Source organism: Cutibacterium sp. KBN10P07758 (genome assembly GCF_050286205.1).
GTDB classification, from domain to species: Bacteria; Actinomycetota; Actinomycetes; order Propionibacteriales; family Propionibacteriaceae; genus Cutibacterium; species Cutibacterium acnes.
This window is the reverse complement of record NZ_JBNNQV010000001.1, coordinates 2,278,720-2,297,160: the sequence shown is the minus strand read 5'-3', so window position 1 is coordinate 2,297,160 and position 18,441 is coordinate 2,278,720. Positions and strand designations below refer to the sequence as shown.

At 59.7% G+C, this 18,441-nt stretch carries 13 protein-coding genes; 3 read left to right on the top strand and 10 right to left on the bottom strand.

The genetic code is table 11. From position 1 onward, the window contains the following. Positions 1–2: 2 nt before the first annotated feature. The 4 genes from ACOYO3_RS11345 to ACOYO3_RS11330 all read right to left on the bottom strand — a co-directional run bounded on the left by ACOYO3_RS11345 (position 3) and on the right by ACOYO3_RS11330 (position 7,072). On the bottom strand, positions 3–1,523 hold the full coding sequence (locus tag ACOYO3_RS11345) for a cytochrome ubiquinol oxidase subunit I (RefSeq protein ID WP_002522924.1): 1,521 nt from the start codon (positions 1,521–1,523) through the stop codon (positions 3–5). 199 nt (positions 1,524–1,722) lie between these two features. Then, entirely contained in the window at positions 1,723–3,228 is a 1,506-nt protein-coding gene (locus ACOYO3_RS11340) for an APC family permease (RefSeq protein WP_002524632.1), read from the bottom strand. A gap of 110 nt (positions 3,229–3,338) precedes the next feature. Continuing rightward, a complete protein-coding gene (locus tag ACOYO3_RS11335) occupies positions 3,339–5,339 on the bottom strand; it encodes an ABC transporter ATP-binding protein (RefSeq protein ID WP_002522926.1) in 2,001 nt (666 codons plus the stop codon). Then, positions 5,336–7,072: an ABC transporter ATP-binding protein gene (locus ACOYO3_RS11330; RefSeq protein ID WP_002525526.1), complete on the bottom strand. Its 1,737-nt coding sequence runs from the start codon at positions 7,070–7,072 to the stop codon at positions 5,336–5,338. The genes ACOYO3_RS11335 and ACOYO3_RS11330 overlap by 4 nt, the downstream gene beginning before the upstream one ends. A 271-nt stretch (positions 7,073–7,343) precedes the next feature. On the opposite strand from ACOYO3_RS11330, the gene ACOYO3_RS11325 reads away from it, so the two are divergent. Beyond that, positions 7,344–8,453, top strand: coding sequence for a helix-turn-helix domain-containing protein (locus ACOYO3_RS11325; protein ID WP_002517109.1), 1,110 nt, complete (start codon positions 7,344–7,346; stop codon positions 8,451–8,453). A gap of 206 nt (positions 8,454–8,659) precedes the next feature. Here the strand turns inward: ACOYO3_RS11325 and ACOYO3_RS11320 are convergent, their stop codons facing one another. Next, the gene (locus tag ACOYO3_RS11320; RefSeq protein ID WP_002524635.1) at positions 8,660–9,169 is read right to left on the bottom strand and encodes a hypothetical protein; all 510 of its coding nucleotides are present in this window, start codon (positions 9,167–9,169) and stop codon (positions 8,660–8,662) included. 132 nt (positions 9,170–9,301) lie between these two features. Here ACOYO3_RS11320 and lysS point away from each other — a divergent pair, with 132 nt between their 5' ends. Next, positions 9,302–10,834 (top strand): lysine--tRNA ligase, encoded by a 1,533-nt coding sequence (gene lysS / locus ACOYO3_RS11315; protein ID WP_002517110.1) that lies wholly within the window; start codon positions 9,302–9,304, stop codon positions 10,832–10,834. Between the two features lie 38 nt (positions 10,835–10,872). Here the strand turns inward: lysS and ACOYO3_RS11310 are convergent, their stop codons facing one another. Further along, entirely contained in the window at positions 10,873–11,154 is a 282-nt protein-coding gene (locus ACOYO3_RS11310; protein WP_002517214.1) for a cell division protein CrgA, read from the bottom strand. A gap of 121 nt (positions 11,155–11,275) precedes the next feature. Here ACOYO3_RS11310 and ACOYO3_RS11305 point away from each other — a divergent pair, with 121 nt between their 5' ends. Beyond that, a complete protein-coding gene (locus tag ACOYO3_RS11305; protein ID WP_002517097.1) occupies positions 11,276–12,106 on the top strand; it encodes a DUF881 domain-containing protein in 831 nt (276 codons plus the stop codon). A 90-nt stretch (positions 12,107–12,196) separates the two neighbouring features. On the opposite strand, the gene pknB is transcribed toward ACOYO3_RS11305, so the two are convergent. The 4 genes from pknB to ACOYO3_RS11285 are packed head-to-tail and all read right to left on the bottom strand — an operon-like array spanning position 12,197 to position 18,441. After that, a complete protein-coding gene (gene pknB, locus ACOYO3_RS11300) occupies positions 12,197–14,095 on the bottom strand; it encodes a Stk1 family PASTA domain-containing Ser/Thr kinase (RefSeq protein WP_002524636.1) in 1,899 nt (632 codons plus the stop codon). Positions 14,096–14,141: 46 nt separating this feature from the next. After that, positions 14,142–15,569 (bottom strand): peptidoglycan D,D-transpeptidase FtsI family protein, encoded by a 1,428-nt coding sequence (locus tag ACOYO3_RS11295; protein WP_002524637.1) that lies wholly within the window; start codon positions 15,567–15,569, stop codon positions 14,142–14,144. Then, a complete protein-coding gene (locus ACOYO3_RS11290) occupies positions 15,566–16,957 on the bottom strand; it encodes an FtsW/RodA/SpoVE family cell cycle protein (RefSeq protein WP_002524638.1) in 1,392 nt (463 codons plus the stop codon). Before ACOYO3_RS11290 ends, ACOYO3_RS11295 begins: the two co-directional genes overlap by 4 nt. Then, entirely contained in the window at positions 16,954–18,441 is a 1,488-nt protein-coding gene (locus ACOYO3_RS11285; protein WP_002517157.1) for a PP2C family protein-serine/threonine phosphatase, read from the bottom strand. The genes ACOYO3_RS11290 and ACOYO3_RS11285 overlap by 4 nt, the downstream gene beginning before the upstream one ends.

Genomic DNA, 18,441 nt, shown 5'->3' with positions numbered 1-18,441 from the left:
CCTCAGTATGCGAAGGACAACGGAGTGTCCTCGCCCTCGGTAACAGGTTGATCACGGGTGGAGAGCTCAGGCAGCCCCTCCTTGAGGGCCTTCCAGAACAGCCCCACCTCGACGACCGCCAGAATTCCGTAGACGACGGTGTAGGCGATGGTCGAGAAAAGCACGCTGCCGGCCGAAACGTTGGGTGAGACGGCTGCCGTAGTTGGCAGCACACCCGCGACGATCCAAGGCTGGCGTCCCATCTCCGTGAATATCCAACCGAAGGAAATGGCGAACAGTGGCAGCAGGGGTAGGGCGATCATGAAGAAGGTCAGCCACCCGTGCGGCTTCGGGTTGCGGCCTCCGCGCATTGCGATGAGCATGACGAGGCCGATAAGGCCACCGATCATGCCGAGGGTGATCATGATGCGGAAGGTCCAGTAGGACAACGGGACGTTCGGCTCGAGTTTGATGCCGTTGGCGTCGATCTTCTGACGCAGCACATTCTGGTAAGAGGCCTGCAGGGGGGTCTGCGAGCCGTCCTTGCGATGGTAGGTGTACTCGTGGACCTGATAGCTCTTGAGCTCGTTGATGCCCTTGACCTGCGAGCCCCACTTGCCGTTACCGAGGAAGCCGAGCATGCCGGGTATCTTGAGAGCCCACACCTCCTCCGAGCCGTCCTTGTTGCCGATGGTCAGCACTGAGAAGTCCGAGGTGTTCTGGTAAGCCGCCTCGGCAGCAGCCATCTTCATGGGCTGTGCGTCGGTCATGACCTTGCCCTGGTAGTCGCCACTCAGCACAACGCCGACGCAAGCGACAATGAGCACCCATGCGCCGAACTTCGAGGCCCAGCGCCACGTGCGGACGCTCTCGACCTCTTCGGCGTCGGAGATCTGGGAGGTGGTGCGTCCCCTGGCGACTTTGGCCAAGTGCCAGAAGGCGATGGCGGCGATAAGGGCGCCAGCCACCGTGTAGGAAGATGAGATCTGGTGAACGAAAGTCGCCTTGAATACCGGATTGCTTAGCACGGCCCCGAAATCGGTCAGCTCGGCCCGGTGGGTGACTGGGTTGTAGCTGGCTCCGACAGGATTCTGCATCCAGGAGTTTGCCGCGAGGATGAATACTGCGGAGATCATGGTGCCAATGGCGGTCAGGTAGATGCACGCCAGGTGGACTCCCTTGGGGAGTTTCTCCCAGCCGAACACCCACAAGCCAACGAAGGTGGACTCCATGAAGAAGGCCACCAAGGCCTCAAGGGCCAGCGGAGCACCGAAGATGTCGCCAACGAATCGCGAGTATTCCGACCAGTTCATGCCGAACTGGAACTCCTGCACGATTCCGGTGACGACGCCGAGGGCGAAGTTGATGAGGAAGAGCTTGCCGTAGAACTTGGTCAGACGAAGATAACGGTCGTTGCGGGTCTTAAGCCACACTGTCTGCATCACCGCCACGAGCATCGATAGCGCGATCGTGATCGGGACGAAGAAGAAGTGGTAGACCGTCGTGATCCCGAATTGCCATCGGGCGATCAGTTGGGCATCCATGGCGGGTACCTTACTATCCGAGGTCACCGGTTTGGCCCGACTGAGTGGTGTTGCGCAAAAACAGACCAAAAGGCCAGGTGCGTGCCATGTTGCTGGTGACGTTCGCGCTGCATCCGCATGACCGCCGAGACCAGTTAATCGCACGTCGGTTCGCGCCTGTGAGCCCCCGTTGACGGTTGGTCACGCCTCCAGGCGCCGTTTAAGACTCAGTGGAGATACCCGCCCGGCGTAGTGGAGCCCCACGCCAGTAGCCGATGAGCGCCATGACGATGATGAACGCCAGGGTGCCGAGCGTCAGCGCCTCGAAGGAGGCATACGAGACCCCCTGGGCTTTGGAGAAGTCGTGAGGCATTCCCACAAGGGCCTCCAGGGTGCCTGGGAAGATGCTCACCCATGACCCAAAGGCGACAAATGTCGTCGTCACTACGCACATGAGGATGAAAAACCAGTTCGGGCCGGCCCGGAAGGGCCGTTCGACGTCGGGCTCGCTGAGCCGCAATTTGGCTGCGGCGGGGATGATAAGCAGGTAGCTGAACAGGTAGGTCGTTACTGCCACTCCGAGGACGACGTTAAACAGGTCAGCGCTAGAACCCGTCAACTCCATGGCGGCGAGCATGAAAAGAGTGGAGACGATCCCCGATAACAGGTTGACGTGCACCGGCGTGCCCAGCCGGGGGTGGAACTTTCCGAAAAACCCACCGAAGAAGGAACCATCAGCAGCGGCCATGGCCTGCATTCGGTCGGACATGATCATCCACGCCGCGCCCTGACCGATATTTGCCAAAGTGAACATAACGAGGGCTAACGCCATCATCGGTTCGGCAGCCGGCCCATATACCGAGAAGACGGTATTGACGGCTTTAAGCAGTCCCGAGACTCCGTCGATGTCGGAGGGGGGCAGGACGAGCAAAATCGTCGCCACTGGAAGGAGGTAAAAAATTCCAGCCATAGTGGCCGAACGGAGCACCGAGACCGAGACGTCGTGCTGGGCGTTGCGCATCTCCCCCGACGCGCTCGATCCACCCTCAAAACCAAGGAAAGCAAAGAGCAGTAAAGGCGTCAGGGTGATGAATCCGCGCAGGGTGGGAGAGAAGTTACCAAGACCGAGGGGCTGGACGCCGTGTTGGGCCGCATACACGGCTGCCGTGACTAAGAACAAGCACAGGAAGGAGATTTTGAAAAAGGCGCCGGCAGTAGGAATCCATTTGGCTTTCGCTAGGGACAAGATAGCGGCGAACACCGTTAGCCAGATGAAGGCCAGCTTAAATAGGTAGTCACCAGCTGATCCTGCGGAAAAGTGAACGAGGTGGTTGCGGGCGGCCTCCGCGTTGAGGAAAGCCATCGAGCCGCCCACCCATACCGGCTGGGTGATCCAGGTGAAGACACTGGTGACGGCGGCAGCTGGCCGCCCAAAGGCACGTCGGGTCCATAGGTACACCCCTCCCTCGCCGACGAAGGCCGAGCCGGTCTCGGCGAAGATGAGGGAATAGGGGATGAGGAAGACGATGATGAGGAATACCAGCCAGGTGAAGGTTTCGGGGCCTTCGGCTGAGACCGATCCCAGCATCTCCAGCCCGACCACCGCAGAGACGATGAGGAAGACGATGTCGAATCGGTTGAGGGTACGTTGCAGGACCTTCGTCTGGTCCTTCGCCATGTCAGTGTCGTTGTGGGCAGTCAGCTGGGAGTTTTTGACCTCGGCCATGGGTCTCTTTCGTCGATGAGAACGACCGGCTGGGGGCTGGCCGGACGCTGTGCCCCGGCGGGCACCCCATCAACTTTAGAGCCTGTTGCTAAGAATGTGGGTGCGGTGTCTCATTCGTGACTCGCCGCGGCGAACTGCGCTTGGTACAACTCGTAGTAGTGGCCCTGGTGTTCGAGCAACTCACTATGGCTTCCCTGCTCGACGATGTCGCCGTGTTCCATGACGAGGATGAGGTCAGCGTCCCGGATAGTGGAGAGGCGATGGGCGATGACGAAGCTAGTACGCCCCTTGCGCAAGTTGGCCATCGCCTCCTGAACGAGCATCTCAGTGCGGGTGTCCACCGAACTAGTGGCTTCGTCAAGGATGAGTAGGTCCGGGGCCGCTAGGAAGGCCCTAGCGATGGTGATGAGCTGCTTTTGACCCACCGAAACATTGGATCCGTCCTCATCAATGATGGTGTCATAGCCGTCGGGCAGGGTGTGGACGAAGTGGTCGACGTGGGCGGCTCGCGCCGCGTCAAGGATGTCTTCTTCGGATGCTTCAGGGCAGCCGTAGGCGATGTTGTCGTGGATAGTTCCGCTGAATAGCCAAGTGTCCTGTAGGACCATGCCAAGCCGGGAGCGCAGTTCGGCGCGAGGGACTGCGGAAATATCAACGCCGTCAAGGGTGATGGTTCCGTCATCAATCTCGTAGAACCTCATGAGCAGATTCACCAGCGTCGTCTTGCCGGCTCCCGTGGGTCCGACGACCGCAATCGTCTGTCCTGGTTCTGCGACCAGGGATAGGTCGGTGATGAGAGGCTTGTCCGGGTTGTAGGAGAAGCGAACGTGGTCGAAGACGACTCGTCCCTTCGTGGCTGGGAGGCTTCCGTGAGTATCCGTGGATAATTCGTCGGCGTCGAGAACTTGGAACACCCGCTCCGCGGAAGCCACCCCGGACTGCAGCAGATTTGCCATGGAGGCAATCTGGGTTATCGGCTGGGTGAACATTCGGGAGTATTGGATGAAGGCCTGCACGTTGCCTAGCGGCATCTGGCCCTTCGCCACCCGCAGACATCCGATGAGGACGATGATGGCGTAGTTGGCGTTACCGAGCAGGAACATCACTGGTTGGATGAGGCCGGAGACAAATTGGGCCTTGGTGGTCGCCTGACGCAGTTCCTCGTTTCGTTCGTGGAATTCCTGGGCGACAGCCCGGCTGCGCCCGAAGGTTTTGACGAGGGCATGGCCGGAGTGCGCCTCCTCCACCCACGAGTTGAGTTCGCCGGTGGCTTTCCACATCTGGGCGAACTGTCCCTGGGCCCTCTTGCCGATGAGGCCTGCGATGACCCCGGCGATCGGGATGACGACTAGGGAAATGACGGCCAACAGCGGTGAGATCCAAAACATCATGATCAACACGCCGATGATCGTCAACAGAGCGTTGAGGAGCTGCTGCAAGGTTTGTAGCAAGGTCTGGGAGACGTTGTCGATGTCGTTGGTCATCCGGCTCATGAGCTCGCCGTGGGGCTGACCATCAAAGTACGACAGTGGCAGCTTGTCTAGTTTGGCACTGACCTGGCGGCGCAAGTCGTACATGGATCGCTGAATGGCGGTGTTGAGCAGGAACCCCTGCAGGAACATTAAGAGGGCTGCGCAGGCGTACAGGCCCAACGCCCAACCTATGATGACGCCGAGCCGGTGGAAATCGATGCCGGAACCGATGACGACATGAGGATATTGCTGCAGCAGGGTGATGATCTTTCCTCGATCTCCACCGTGGCTGGCTTTTCCGAGTGTGTTGATGAATGTGTCGGCTGACATGCCCCGGGCTGCGGGAATGTGCTTGCCTATCTGTTTTCCGACGATGCCGCCAAAAATGACGTCGGTGGCGCGGCCCAGGATTTTCGGGCCGATGACGTTGAAAGCCACTGAGATCGCGGCCATGATGACGACGATCGTCAGCGTGATGCGATGGGGTTTGAGCTGGCCGAGCAGTCGCTTGAGGGAGGGCCCAAAAGAAATGGGTTTTTCGGCAACCTGACTACCACGATGGCCTTGTTGGGAGGAGGCCCGGGCGATCTCAGCCTGCTCATTCCTGGTAGGTGCCTGCTGGGCGTCCTTGCCGGTCATGCCGCCTCCTCGATCGATAGCTGGGAGTCGACAATCTCGAGGTAGGTCGGGCATGACTTGATGAGTTCGTCGTGAGTTCCCCTACCGACGATGTGTCCGGCGTCGAGGACGAGGATCTGATCGGCGTTGCGGATCGTCGAGACCCGCTGGGCGACGATGAGCATCGCGGCGTCGCCATGATTGGCCTCGAGGGCGGCTCTGAGTCGGGAGTCGGTGGCCACGTCGAGGGCGCTGGAGGCATCGTCAAAAATGTAAATGTGGGGATCTTTGACCAAGGCTCGGGCGATGGATAGGCGTTGCCGCTGACCTCCGGAGACGTTGGTGCCACCTTGGGTGATGGTGGCCTCTAACTTTCCGTCCATGTGGGAGACGAAATCGTCTGACTGTGCGACGTGCAGGGCGTTCCAGAGCTCCTTGTCAGTTGCGTCGCAGCGACCATCACGCAGGTTTGACGCTACCGTGCCACCGAAGAGGTAGGGCCGCTGGGGCACCAGTCCGATGCAGCTCCATAGGGTTTCAGGGTCGTAACGGCGCACGTCGGTTCCGTTGACGAGTACTTGTCCGTGAGTGACGTCGACGAGCCTGGGGATGAGGTTGACCAGGGTTGATTTCCCCGACCCAGTGGAACCGATGATGGCTGTCGTCGTGCCACGGGCCAAGGTGAAGGAGATGTCGTGGAGAACCGGCTCAGAAGCGCCGGGGTAGCTGAATGTAACGTCGCGAAACTCTAGCAAGGTCGGAGCGTCGGGCAGGGCCATTACAGGTTCGGGATCAATGGTGAGAGACGACGAGGTGTGCAGCACTTCCTCGATGCGGTTTGCGCATACCGAGGCTCGTGGCCACATGACGATGAGCATGACCGCCATCATGACGCTGATGAGAATCAGCATGAGGTATGTGGTGAATGAGGCCAAAATGCCGACTTCGGTCTGTCCGTCGTCAATCCGTGTGGCCGCAAACCAGAACACCGCAATCTGGGACAGGTTCATGATGAGCATGACGAGGGGGAACATCGCCGCCATAGTCCGGCCGACGTTCACCTGGATGTCGCGCAGGGAGGAGCTGGTGGCGTCGAAACGTGCCGCTTCGTGGCGCTCCCGGGCGAAAGCTCGCACTACGCGGATGCCGGTGATTTGTTCACGCACGACTCGGTTGAGGTCGTCGATGCGTTTCTGCTGACGCTTAAACAGTGGCCCCATCCGGGAGACGATCAGCCCCGCACCGATGGCTAGCAGGATGACTGCCACCATGATGATCCACGACAGGGAAACGTCGGCGCGCACGGCCATGATGATCCCGACCATCATCATGATCGGCGCCCCGATGAGCATTGCCAGGGTCATAAAGACCAGCATTTGCACCTGCTGGACGTCGTTGGTAGTCCGGGTAATGAGTGATGGTGCTCCGAATTTGTTGATCTCTCGGGCCGAGAAGTCAAGGGTGCGGGTGAAGATGGCGTCGCGAATGTCACGGCCCGTTCCCATCGCCACCTGAGCGGCGAGATAAACCGCAATGACCTGGCAGATGGTCTGCCCTAAAGCGATCGCCAGCATGAAGAGGGAGTGGGTGGTGACATATCCGGTATCCGCTGTTACGACGCCCTTGTTGATGATGTCTGCGTTGATGGTTGGCAAGGTCAGGGCCGCGATTTGGGCGCAAACCTGCATAACGATGATGACGGCAACGTGCAGCCGATAGGCCCTCAGGTGTCGGGTCACGAGTTTTGCCAGCACGAATACTCCTCGGACGGGGATGTGTGCAACCGCCGCCGGTTTGCCGGATCAATGCGAGCGGCACGACCACCTTAGTGGAGTTCACGGTTGGTCGCCCGCATGCGGTAGGTCGGTAGGCTGTGTGTCGCAGGAGGTGGGGTGTTGTGAGGGGGATGAGACGCTTGTGGTGGCGGAGTTCTTCTGGTTGATTCTGACGGGGTGTGCAAGCTCACCGACGAGCAGTAGCGGGTAAGATATTGGGATTTTCCCAATTTTCGCGTAGGATGTCTCCATGAGTGAAGATATGCGTGAGATTGGGGAACGTATCAAGTCGCGGATGCCTGAGGGTATGACCCAGCAGTCACTGGCTGAGGCAATGGAGATGACGCCTGATGCCTTGTCGCGAATGCTCAACGGAAAACGTGGTATCACCATGACCGAGTTGGGCAAGGCTGCGGAGGTGCTCGGGGCCAGTGCTCATTGGTTGGTGACGGGGCACAAGGATCCCTATGCCATGAGGTTTGCCGCTCGGCACACGTATGATTTCGATACTCATCGGCATATCAACGAAGGACGGGAGAAAGATCGCGAGGTCCTCGACCATATAGCTGAGGTGTACCGGGCCGCGCATGGAAGTCTCAGGGCTAGTTCGGTGGTTCTGCCGAAGACCGCCAAACAGATGCGTGAAGCATTGGGTGATGGATTCGTTAATGACTTCGCCGCGCGCGTGAAAGAGGTTCTCGACGTTGACGTCATGAAGCGTTCCGGATTGTCGACGGATTACTCTCTGTGCATCGTCGGGCGGCGCGTTGTTGTGCTGAACAAACAGTTCTGGGCTCGTACGACTTGGTCTCTGGCCCATGAGCTAGGGCATCTCGTTCAAGGGCACCTGGATCGTGATGGAGACATCGCGGGCGAGGCGGACGAAAAACAAGCGAACGCTTTCGCTGCGGAATTGCTGCTGCCCGAGAAATGGATGAGGAACTTCAATTGGCCCGCATTGACCCGCGCGGATGTCGCTCGGATGGTTTGGGAGGCCAAGGTCTCGGCTGCTGCGATGAGGGTCAGAATTGAGACATTGAGATTGAAAGCGTCGGATGAGGTTCGCGAAGCCTTGGAGCTGACGACTCCGAAGTTACTCACACTCGCCAGAACTAGCGCGGCGGAGCGATACCGAGATGTATTCGTCCCTGATTGGTCCCCGACTGTCATAGCTGCGTTGCTTGAGGAGACGGAGAAAGGTAACGCGGATCCGATGCTGACTTCCAGGGTTTTAGGTGTCCCCGTTGACGACATCGATTTTCCTGAGCCGCCGAGCGAGGAGGAGATGGTCGAGCGGTACGAGAGAACGATGTTGGATCGTCGTAGGCGTGACGACGGGGCTGGGGAGTCTGCATTGTGACGATTGAGGATGGGATCGGGTGGACGTAGGTCTCGAACCAGGATAAAGAAGCGTTGCGAGCACTTCAGTCGTTCCAATGCACCACAGATCGACCGAAGTCCCCCGGGGGTAGAGCGCTGCGACATCCTAAGCCGTGGGAGCTCGAGGTCCAGAGTTACTTTCGCGACAGAGGGTGCGGAAGGGCCAAGAAAAGAGGCACGCGGCGTTTACTGCTCGCGCGGAGGAGCGGGGTCATTGTGGCCGCCGCGGACACTGAAGTGAGTATTAGCAAAGATGGCGACGGCAGCTATGTCAATTTCTTCATCTGTGCAGTTGCCATAAATGTGTCCGAGCGAGGCAAAGGGGGCCGATTGGCCAGAGAACTCGTGCAGGTTCTCAAGGATTGCGCTGTGCAGAAAGCGCGTGAGGGAGGGCTGCCGAGGGCCAAAGTGTATGGGCGCATTGACGCTAATAATGAGCCGAGTGTGCATTTGGTGGATGACATGGGATTCGAGTTGGAGCAGATGGAGTCTGTGCATCTTCAGACTTGGTCCACCATGCTTGGCGTTTAGTTCGTTTTCCCCGACTGTGATGGGCGAACGGTGCCGGAAGCCGGCAGTCGATTGCTTCAAGGTGCGAGGGGTGGGGCCACTACCCGCTGACTTGACGTCCTTGCCTGCGTACACCACGTCGTCACAACCGTGCAGGTTGGTGAAGGTCTCTTTGCGTATGACCATGCGTGCACTCCAAGCACCAGGAAGGTAGCGGAGATAAGGAATTAGGTAGCTAGTTAGAGGTGATGACAACTTCGAAGGCGGGATAGCATAGGTGAAATCGTCGTCAGCTTGTTGTTTCGATAAGATTCCCTGGTGAGTTCTGACACTGCATCCAGCCAGTCCCCTGACGTCTCCGAGCAGATGCAGGTCCGCCTCGACAAGCGGGCCCGGATCATCGCTGACGGAGGCCAGGCTTATCCGGTCGATTTGCTACGCGACCACACCCTGGTCCAGGTTCGTCAGAAATACACCGACGACACCGGGGAGCTGACCTTGGCGCCTGGCGAGGAGACCACCGATGAGGTCACCGTCGGCGGACGTGTCGTCTTTGTCCGCAATACCGGCAAACTGTGTTTCGCCAGCTTGCAGGACGGGTTTACCGAGACTTCCAACGGTGAGCGGTTGCAGATCATGCTTTCCAAAGCCGAGGTGGGCGATGAGTCCTTGGCTGCGTGGAAGTCCGACGTTGACCTGGGTGACCACGTCTGGGTGCGTGGCCGAGTCGTCGTCTCTCGTCGTGGTGAGTTATCCATCATGGCTGCTGAGTGGCGGATGGCCTCCAAGGCTCTGCGTCCGCTGCCGACCCTCCATAAGGAGCTCTCGGAGGAGAGCCGGGTGCGTCGTCGCTACGCGGATCTCGTCGTTCGTGAAGAGTCTCGCCAGATGGTGCGCACCCGCGCCGTTATCACCCGCGCGGTGCGTCGCGCCCTCGACGAGCGCGGTTTCCTTGAGATCGAGACTCCGATCCTGCAGTTGGTCCACGGTGGTGCCGCAGCCCGCCCGTTTAATACCCACCTCAATGCCTTCGACATTGACATGAGTTTGCGTATCGCTCTTGAGCTCTATCTCAAGCGGACGATGGTCGGCGGCACCGATCGGGTCTACGAGATGGGTCGGGTCTTCCGCAACGAGGGTATTGATTCCAGCCACTCGGCCGAGTTCTCTATGCTCGAGGCCTACATGAGCTGGGGCAACCAATTCACTATTGCTGAGGTGATCAAGGACATCATCATGGCGGTGGCCGACGCCCTCGACGTCCATCAGATTGAGACCCCCAAGGGCACTATCGACCTCGACGGGCAGTGGCGTTGGGTCAGCGTCTACCCAGGCCTGTCGGAAAAACTAGGGCGTGAAGTCACCCTTGACACCCCGTTGGAGGAGTTGCAGTCCATCGCCGCTGAGCACGAGATTGAGATCGACCAGTCTTGGGAGGCCGGCAAGGTCGTTATGGAGCTTTTCGGTGAACTCGTCGAGCCGGGCCTTATCAACCCCACCTTCGTCTGTGATTACCCGGCTATCGCCCAGCCGCTGGCCCGTCCGCACCGCGACGATCCTCGCATGGTTGAGGCCTGGGACCTCATCATTGGCGGGATGGAGCGCGGTACTGGCTTCTCCGAGCTCGTCGACCCAGTCATCCAGCGCGAAGTGCTTACCAAGCAATCCCTCGCTGCTGCCGCGGGTGACCCTGAGGCGATGCAGCTTGACGAGGACTTCCTCGAGGCCCTGGAATTCGGCTGCCCGCCCATGGGTGGTCTGGGGCTGGGTGTCGACCGGCTGGTGATGCTCTTTACCAACGCTGGGATCCGCGAGACGATCCTCTTCCCGCTGCTCAAGCCGGAACACTGACTGAAGGCCCGCCGGGACATCCCTGGTGGGCCTCCCGCTCATTTCCACAGGGTAGCGACGCCGAATCCAGCAGCCATGAGCCCCATGCCGATGAGGATGTTCCAGTCACCCAGGTTGCTGATACCGGGGATCTGATTACCTGCGATGTAGTAGACGATCAGCCACAACACTCCGAGTAAAAAGAGGGGGACGAAGACCTTCGGGACCCATGAGCGATCAACCGGTGCAGCCTTTTTTTCGGCTCGTCGTTCGTCCATTGTGGCCCGGTTCTTGGCCTGGGCCTTCTTCTTGGCTTGCGGTCTGACCTTCGATTCGGGCACGGTGACTACTCCTGGGGTTCGAGGACACGCCCACCGAGCGTGATGGGACAAGTCTTGCTTGACTAGCCTAGAGGACGATCGCCAATTCCGGCGACACGGGTCAGCCTGCGAGGAGGGGACGATGAGCGACGACAACGACCCTGATGACGTCCGTCCCGACGACGCATCCGTCGATATCGACGAGGATAGATCGCAGGCTACGACAGACCCCTCTATTCAGGACGTCCGTTCGGATTCGCGGCACCCTCGTCTAGCTAGATCCGCCAGCGTGATTGTCATGGCCCTGGCTGGTCTCATGATGACGACGGCTGCTATCAATTCACGCGGTCACGATCTTCGGCCCGAGCGTGATACCGACATGGCCACCCTGGTGCGTAGCCAGGCCAGTCACAACGCCGCCTTGCAGAAGGAGGCAGCCGGTCTGCGGGCGCAGGTGGAAGACCTTTCCAAAGCTAATCAGACTCCGGGCGTCACGTCCTCGGTCATCTCGTCGGCGTCGGCTTTAGCGCCGTCCGTTGGTTTGGAAGCTGTCAGTGGTAAAGCCCTGCGCGTCACGCTCGACGACGCGCCCCTCAGCGAGAATCCGGACGGGGTCGACGCCAACATGCTGGTCGTCCACCAGCAGGACATCCAGATGGTTGTCAACACCTTGTGGTCTGGGGGAGCAGAGGCCATGACCATTCAGGGGCAGCGAGTCATCTCCACCACAGCCGTGAAATGCGTCGGTAATACCGTGGTCCTGCATGGCGTGGCCTACGCTCCTCCCTACGTCATCGAGGCGATCGGGGACCTCAACGCCATGCAGAAAGCTCTCGACACCTCTGAAGCGGTGCGCATTTACAAGGAATACGTGAGTGCTTACCAGCTCGGGTGGTCGGTGGAGAGAGCTGGCCAAGTCACCATGCCTGCCTACACCGGCGCCGTTGCTGTGAGTCACGCCACGCCGCGTTGAGCCGGGCAATTTAGCGGACGCTGTGGTGTGGGGACATCGAAGCCCCCGCTAGCGCCAGCCAGATGAGCCCGCCGATGAGCGCATCGGGCTTCAGCGGCCCGACGACGAACTAGTCGTGGGTACTGCAGTCGTCGGGGCCGGCGGGACCGGTGCGATTGACGACGAGGACGGTTCCTCGGAAGGAGCGGAGTTCGTCGGTGGCTCGCGAGTAGGCTCTGGGGCTGGCGGTGCCACGGCAACGAGCACCTTGATGGCCGTTGACCTGTTAGCAATAGCCCCATAATCCGGATCCTGGTCAAAGACCGTTCCTGGAGCAGCAGAGGACGTCACCTGACGCTCCACCGAGATGGAGAATCCGCTTGATCCAGCGGCCGAATTAGCCTCTTCGACGCTCATACCCTTAAGGTTCGGCACCACCGACTTGCCGGTGGCGATCGTCAAGGTGACCTGCTGATCTGGGGTCAGTGTCGTTCCGGCTCCCGGGCTGACAGCGTCAACGGCGCCAGCTTTCGCCGAATTCGGCTCAGTCTTGGGGTCGTCGTTAGTTGCCTTGATCTGGCTATCAGAGAACCCGGCATCCTTAAGGGCTTTAAGGGCGTCGTTCTTAGGCAGTCCGACGATATTGCGCGGGATCGTTAGCTGCTTCGGGCCATCGTTAACCGTGATCTTCACGTCGCTACCGGCAGGAACCTTCTCGTTAGCGGCTGGGCTTTGCGAGACGACCTGGTTGGCGGTCGCCTGGTCCTTTTGAACGTGGTCGACCTGGACCTTCAGACCGGCATTTTCCAGGGTTGAGGTTGCCCCCTGTTGGCTCAAGCCGGTGACGGCTGGAACTTTGACCATCTTCACCGTTCTGGATGGTGTAGGAGCCGGAGAGGGCTGCGAGGACGAATTAAAGATCTTATGTAATCCGAACCCGAGCAGGGCGAGCAGCACCACGACTACGATCGTGACGATGATAACCGGCCAACGTTTACGATGCGGCTCTTCAGGCTCCTGGGGACTTTCAGCGCTAGCAGGGCTGGCCTCGTCTTGCTGAGCAGCAGTGGCAGGGACGGGATCGGTTGCAGCGGCTGGAATAAGGTGAGTCTGCTCCTCGGTATCAGCCTCAGAATCGGCGTAATTCTGCATCGCAAAAGGTTCGCGTCCCGAGAGTAGGCGATCAATGTCGTCACGCATCTGCTTGGCAGTCTGGTAACGATCCGCCGGGTCCTTGGCGAGCGCCTTGAGGGTGATTGCGTCCATCTGATGGGTGATCTCAGCGTCCAGGGAGGACGGTGGGGCCGGGACCTCGCGGACGTGCTGGTAGGCCACCGAGACGGGGGAGTCACCGATAAACGGTGGGCGCCCGACCAGCAGCTCATAGAGAAGGCAGCCGGTGGCATAGATATCAGCGCGATTGTCGACGGTCTCGCCGCGGGCTTGCTCAGGGGATAGGTACTGGGCCGTGCCTATGACGGCGGCCGTTTGGGTCATGGTGGCGGAGGTGTCGGCGACCGCTCGTGCGATACCGAAGTCCATGACCTTGACGTAGCCCTCGCGGGTGAGCATGACGTTAGCTGGTTTGATGTCGCGGTGGACAATGCCGGCGGCGTGGGAGTAGCTCAGCGCATCGAGCACACCTTGAGTGAACTCCAGGGCACGCCGGGGGAGGATCTTGCGACCGTCACGTAGCACGTCGCGCAGGGTGTGACCGTCAATGAGCTCCATGACGATAAACGGCACCGGCAGGCCGGTAGCCGGGTCTTTCGTTTCACCTGTGTCGTACACGGCGGCGATATTGGGGTGATTAAGCCGCGCAGCCGACTGCGCCTCGCGCTGGAACCTCGCTTGGAAGGTGTCGTCGCTGGCGAGGTCAGTGCGCAGCTTCTTGACCGCGACGTCGCGGCCAAGGCGGTGGTCGCGGGCCTTCCAGACATCGGCCATGCCGCCACGACCGATGAGATTCTGCAGCTCGTAACGCCCGGAGAGCCAACTCTCAGCGCTCATTGAGGGATCTCCTTTGTGTTGACGTAGTGGGTTGTTTGTCTGCTTGTCATCTCATCGCCTCGATGACATCTCTAGCGATGGGAGCCGCGAGTCGGCCTCCTGAGACTTCATTGATGGCGGTGTCCGAAGATTGGATGAAGACCGCTACTGCGACGTGCGGGTTGTCCGACCATCCGACGAACCACGCATAGGGGGCCTTACCTTTTACCGTCTGGGCGGTGCCGGTCTTACCGCCGACGGTGGTCCCATTAATGCGCGCCCTCTTGCCAGTGCCATTGTTGACCACCGAGACCATCATCGCCTTCAGCTGCTCGGCCGACTCCTTTGTCATCGGTTGAGACATCTGCTTCGGGTGATGTTCGGAGACTACCTGCAGGTTTGATGCTCTCACCTGCGCGGTGAGATAAGGGGTCATGAGTTTGCCGCCATTGGCGATGCCGGCAGTCACCATGGCCATTTGCAGCGGAGAGGCTGCGACGTCGTACTGGCCGATGGAGCTCTGCGCCAACTGCGCATCGGTGAGGTTCTGCGGGAATCTTGATGCGGCTGAGGACACATCGGAGTTGACAACCTTGCCAAACCCGAATCGCTCAGCCTGATCTCGGATCTTGTCTTGGCCCAGGCTCACGCCAACTTTACCGAAGGCGGTATTGCACGAGATGTCAAGGGCGTGGGCCAAGGTGATCCTGCTGCCCCCACAGTTGGTCTCGTTCGTCAGCGGGGTGCGAGTGCCCGGCAGGATCCAATTTTCCGGTGAGTCGACCATGGAATTCGGGTGGTACCCGTTCTGGAGAGCTGCCGCGGCGGTCACCAGTTTGAATGTTGACCCCGGAGGGTAGATTTCTCGGGTCGCGCGGTTCGTCAGCGGAGACGACGGGTCCGCAACGAGGTTCTTCCATGCTCGGGTGGTGTCATTGAGGTGGTGGGAGGCAAGCTCGTTGGGATCATAGGAGGGGGACGACGCCATAGCCAGCACCGCGCCGGTGGTGTAGTCCAATGCGACGACAGCGCCCTTCTTTCCCCTGAGTCCGTCCCACGCGGCATCCTGTGCTTTGGCGTTAATCGTCGTGGTGATAGAGCCGCCTTCAGGTTTGTGGCCAGATAAGGTGCCGGTGATGCGAGAGAGCCATTGGGCATCGGAGGTTCCGGTGAGCTGGGCGTTCTGGGTCTGCTCCAGCATGGATCGCCCGTAGTAGTAGGAGTAATACCCGGTGATGGGTGCGTACTTCGGCCCCGACGGGTACACACGCTGATAGGCGAACTTGCCATTGCTTGACGTCGTGGTGGCGATCGGTCTCGAACCGACGAGGATATTGCCGCGGTTCTGGGAGAACTCCGCGTCACGCACCCGGACGTTGTGGGGATCGTTGTTGAGACTGGCCTGCCGGAACATAGCCGAACCTGTGAGGTTGACCATGAGGGCCAGGAACATCAGCCCGGCGAGCAAAGAGACTGCGCGAATTTGTCTATTCATCGCGTGCCTCCGGTGATGGCCTGTTGCGGATCAGGTGCCGGGACGGTGGCGGTGAAGTCGTCGGCAGGCTTTCGGTTCCGGTGTGAGACGATCATGATGATCGCAACGATGACCCAGTTTGCGATCAACGAAGAACCACCTTGACTCATAAATGGCGTTGTCAGACCGGTCAATGGTAGAAGGCGGGTGACGCCACCGATGATGGCGAAGACCTGCAGGGCGAGGGTGAAGGACAAGCCAGCGACCATAAGCTTGCCGAAGTCATCACGGCAACCGAGGCTGGTGCGCATTCCGCGGGCGGTAAGGATGAAGAAGAGCACGATGACGGCCATGAGGCCGGTGACGCCGAGTTCCTCACCTATGGATGTAGCGATGAAGTCACTCCACGCTAGCGGAACCATGCCGGGGCGTCCTAACCCCCAGCCGCGTCCGGCTAATCCTCCCCAGGCGAGCCCGAATTGTGCCTGGATGATTTGGTAGTTCTGGGTGTAGTTGCTGAATGGGTGCAGCCATGAGTCGAAGCGAACTCGTACGTGGCCGAAGCAGGTATACGCCAGCACAGCGCCGCCGAGGAAGCTCACCGCCCCTAGTATGGCCCATCCGACTCGTTCGGTGGTGATGTACAGCATCACGACGAACATGCCGTAGAACAGCATTCCGGTGCCCAGGTCGTTCTGGTAGACGATGACGAGCATCGTTGCTACCCACATAACGGCAATTGGCCCGAGGTCGCGGGCGCGCGGCAGAGTGATTCCAAGGATCTTGTGTCCGGCGCGGGAAAGGACGTCACGATTGTCGACGAGGTAGCCAGCAAAAGCGATAGCGAGCACGACCTTTGATACTTCGGCTGGCTGGAAGGTGTAGGAGCCAACGTGGATCCACACCCGCGACCCCAACGTCGCCATGCCCAGGCTCGGCACCAAGGGCAGCATGAGGAAAACCAGGCCCACAATGAACAGTACATACGGGTAGCGCTGCAAGTTGCGGTGGTCGCGCAGGATGAGCAGCGTCGCGACGAAGAGGACAATACCCAAAGCCGTCCACAAAGTCTGGGCATCCATGCGGTGATAGTGCGGATCAGGAATGTAGTCGATGCGATGGATCATCGCTAGCCCGAGCCCATTGAGAGTGAAGACGATAGGCAGGATTACCGGGTCAGCGTAGGGAATGACGAACCTCACGAAAATATGCGCGACGATAGCCACCGCCAGCCACACGCCGCCGACGGTTGTCCACGTATCTGGCAGCACGTGGTTGATGTTGAGCTCGGTGAGAACCCATCCGCCGAAGCCGATAGCCCAGGCGATGAGGAGCATGAAGAGTTCCGTCCAGCGCCTCTTGGCCTGGATGACGACGGTGCCGTCATCAAATTCCTGTCCGATACTCATTGGCAATCCCCCGAAGTGACGGCCGGGAGGTCGACTTCATGGCCTGCGGCGCTCGGTGAGGGCATAGCGGAAGTTGGCGTCGGCATGGCCGGGGTTGGTACAGCGGACGGCTGGGGAGTGTGATGGGCGTTCGCGGTGGGTCCGCTGGCGGAAGGTTGCGGGGGTGTTGAGGGGGGCGTCGCGGGTTTAGTAGGAGGTGGCGCAGTGGCAGCCTCCCTTATTACCTTGCACTGTTGAGCCCCAGTACGCAGTTCAGCAACTGTGGCGTGGGCTGAATCCATGGACGAGACCCTTATATTCCCCAAGACGCGGTCTCGGTAATAGCGGGGAAGATCAGCAGTTTTGATGTTGGTTTTCTCGGTGACGTGAGATAGCTGAATCCAGGCTAAATTGTCGGGTGATCCTTGGTAGATGGCTACTGTGTCGTCGTCGGTACCAACGTAGTACTGGGTGTTGAGGTAGGCGCGAGCGCCAAAAATGCCGCCGACTACCACAGCGACGAAGGCCAAGATGACGACGGGCCACAACCAATGGCGGCGGTGACGGGTCATGGAGTCAACGGGGGCGTAGCGCATCGACTCTTCAGCCTCGGAGTCGAACAATACGGTTGACTTGCCGTCATTGTTTGTCGCGGATGCCGGTTGATCGAGGGGCAGTGGGGCGGTGACCTCATGCTCGGGTACTTTGCGGGTCGTTGCTGCGCCAATGATGTGTGGTTCGGAAGCGTCCAGGTTGGGGTCGGCCTCAACGACCTCGGCGACGACGATGGTGATGTTGTCAGTGCCGCCGCCAGCATGGGCGTCTGTTGTGAGCAGATCGACGACGTCGTCGAGGTTGGTGGTGTTGAGGTGCTCGCCGATCGTATCGTCGTTAACCAGACCGCATAGTCCGTCGGAGCAGAAGAGAATGCGGTCACCCAAACGAAGATCCACGATCTGAGTGTCCGGGATGTGCTGAGGCTGACCATTAAGCACCTTGAGCAGGAGGGATCGGTGCGGGTGAACAGCGGCCTCCTCGGGAGTAATCCGCCCATCGTCAATAAGAGACTGCACCCAGGAATGATCGTGAGTCATACGCTTCATCCGGCCTTGACGCAGCAAATAGCCACGGGAGTCGCCGATGTGAACGATGCCAAGCTGGGTACCAGAGAACATCGCGCCACAGAAGGTCGTTCCCATCCCTTCAAGGGAGGAGTCCCATGCGACGAGATCCGCCAGTTCGTCGTTGGCGTCGGCTACCGCACCGGAAAGAACGGTGAGCATCTCCTCACCTTGGGGGCGAGCTGGTGAGCCCTCGCCGGAGAACCTTCGGTCGGCCTTAGCAACATGGCGTACCGCGACGGTCGAGGCAAGGTCACCCGCGGCTGCGCCTCCCATGCCGTCAGCGACGACGAGCATCCTCGGGGAGACGTATCCCGAGTCTTGATTATTGCGTCGGACCAGACCGATTTCGGAGTGGCATCGAATATCGAGGGAAAAGGCCAT

Excerpts from the sequence above, each read along its gene's own strand:
- ACOYO3_RS11345 (WP_002522924.1), bottom strand. The coding sequence starts at position 1,523 with ATGGATGCCCAACTGATCGCCCGATGGCAATTCGGGATCACGACGGTC.
- ACOYO3_RS11340 (WP_002524632.1), bottom strand. The coding sequence starts at position 3,228 with ATGGCCGAGGTCAAAAACTCCCAGCTGACTGCCCACAACGACACTGAC.
- ACOYO3_RS11335 (WP_002522926.1), bottom strand. The coding sequence starts at position 5,339 with ATGACCGGCAAGGACGCCCAGCAGGCACCTACCAGGAATGAGCAGGCT.
- ACOYO3_RS11325 (WP_002517109.1), top strand. The coding sequence starts at position 7,344 with ATGAGTGAAGATATGCGTGAGATTGGGGAACGTATCAAGTCGCGGATG.
- ACOYO3_RS11320 (WP_002524635.1), bottom strand. The coding sequence starts at position 9,169 with ATGGTCATACGCAAAGAGACCTTCACCAACCTGCACGGTTGTGACGAC.
- ACOYO3_RS11305 (WP_002517097.1), top strand. The coding sequence starts at position 11,276 with ATGAGCGACGACAACGACCCTGATGACGTCCGTCCCGACGACGCATCC.
- pknB (WP_002524636.1), bottom strand. The coding sequence starts at position 14,095 with ATGAGCGCTGAGAGTTGGCTCTCCGGGCGTTACGAGCTGCAGAATCTC.
- ACOYO3_RS11295 (WP_002524637.1), bottom strand. The coding sequence starts at position 15,569 with ATGAATAGACAAATTCGCGCAGTCTCTTTGCTCGCCGGGCTGATGTTC.
- ACOYO3_RS11290 (WP_002524638.1), bottom strand. The coding sequence starts at position 16,957 with ATGAGTATCGGACAGGAATTTGATGACGGCACCGTCGTCATCCAGGCC.
- ACOYO3_RS11285 (WP_002517157.1), bottom strand. The coding sequence starts at position 18,441 with ATGGCCTTTTCCCTCGATATTCGATGCCACTCCGAAATCGGTCTGGTC.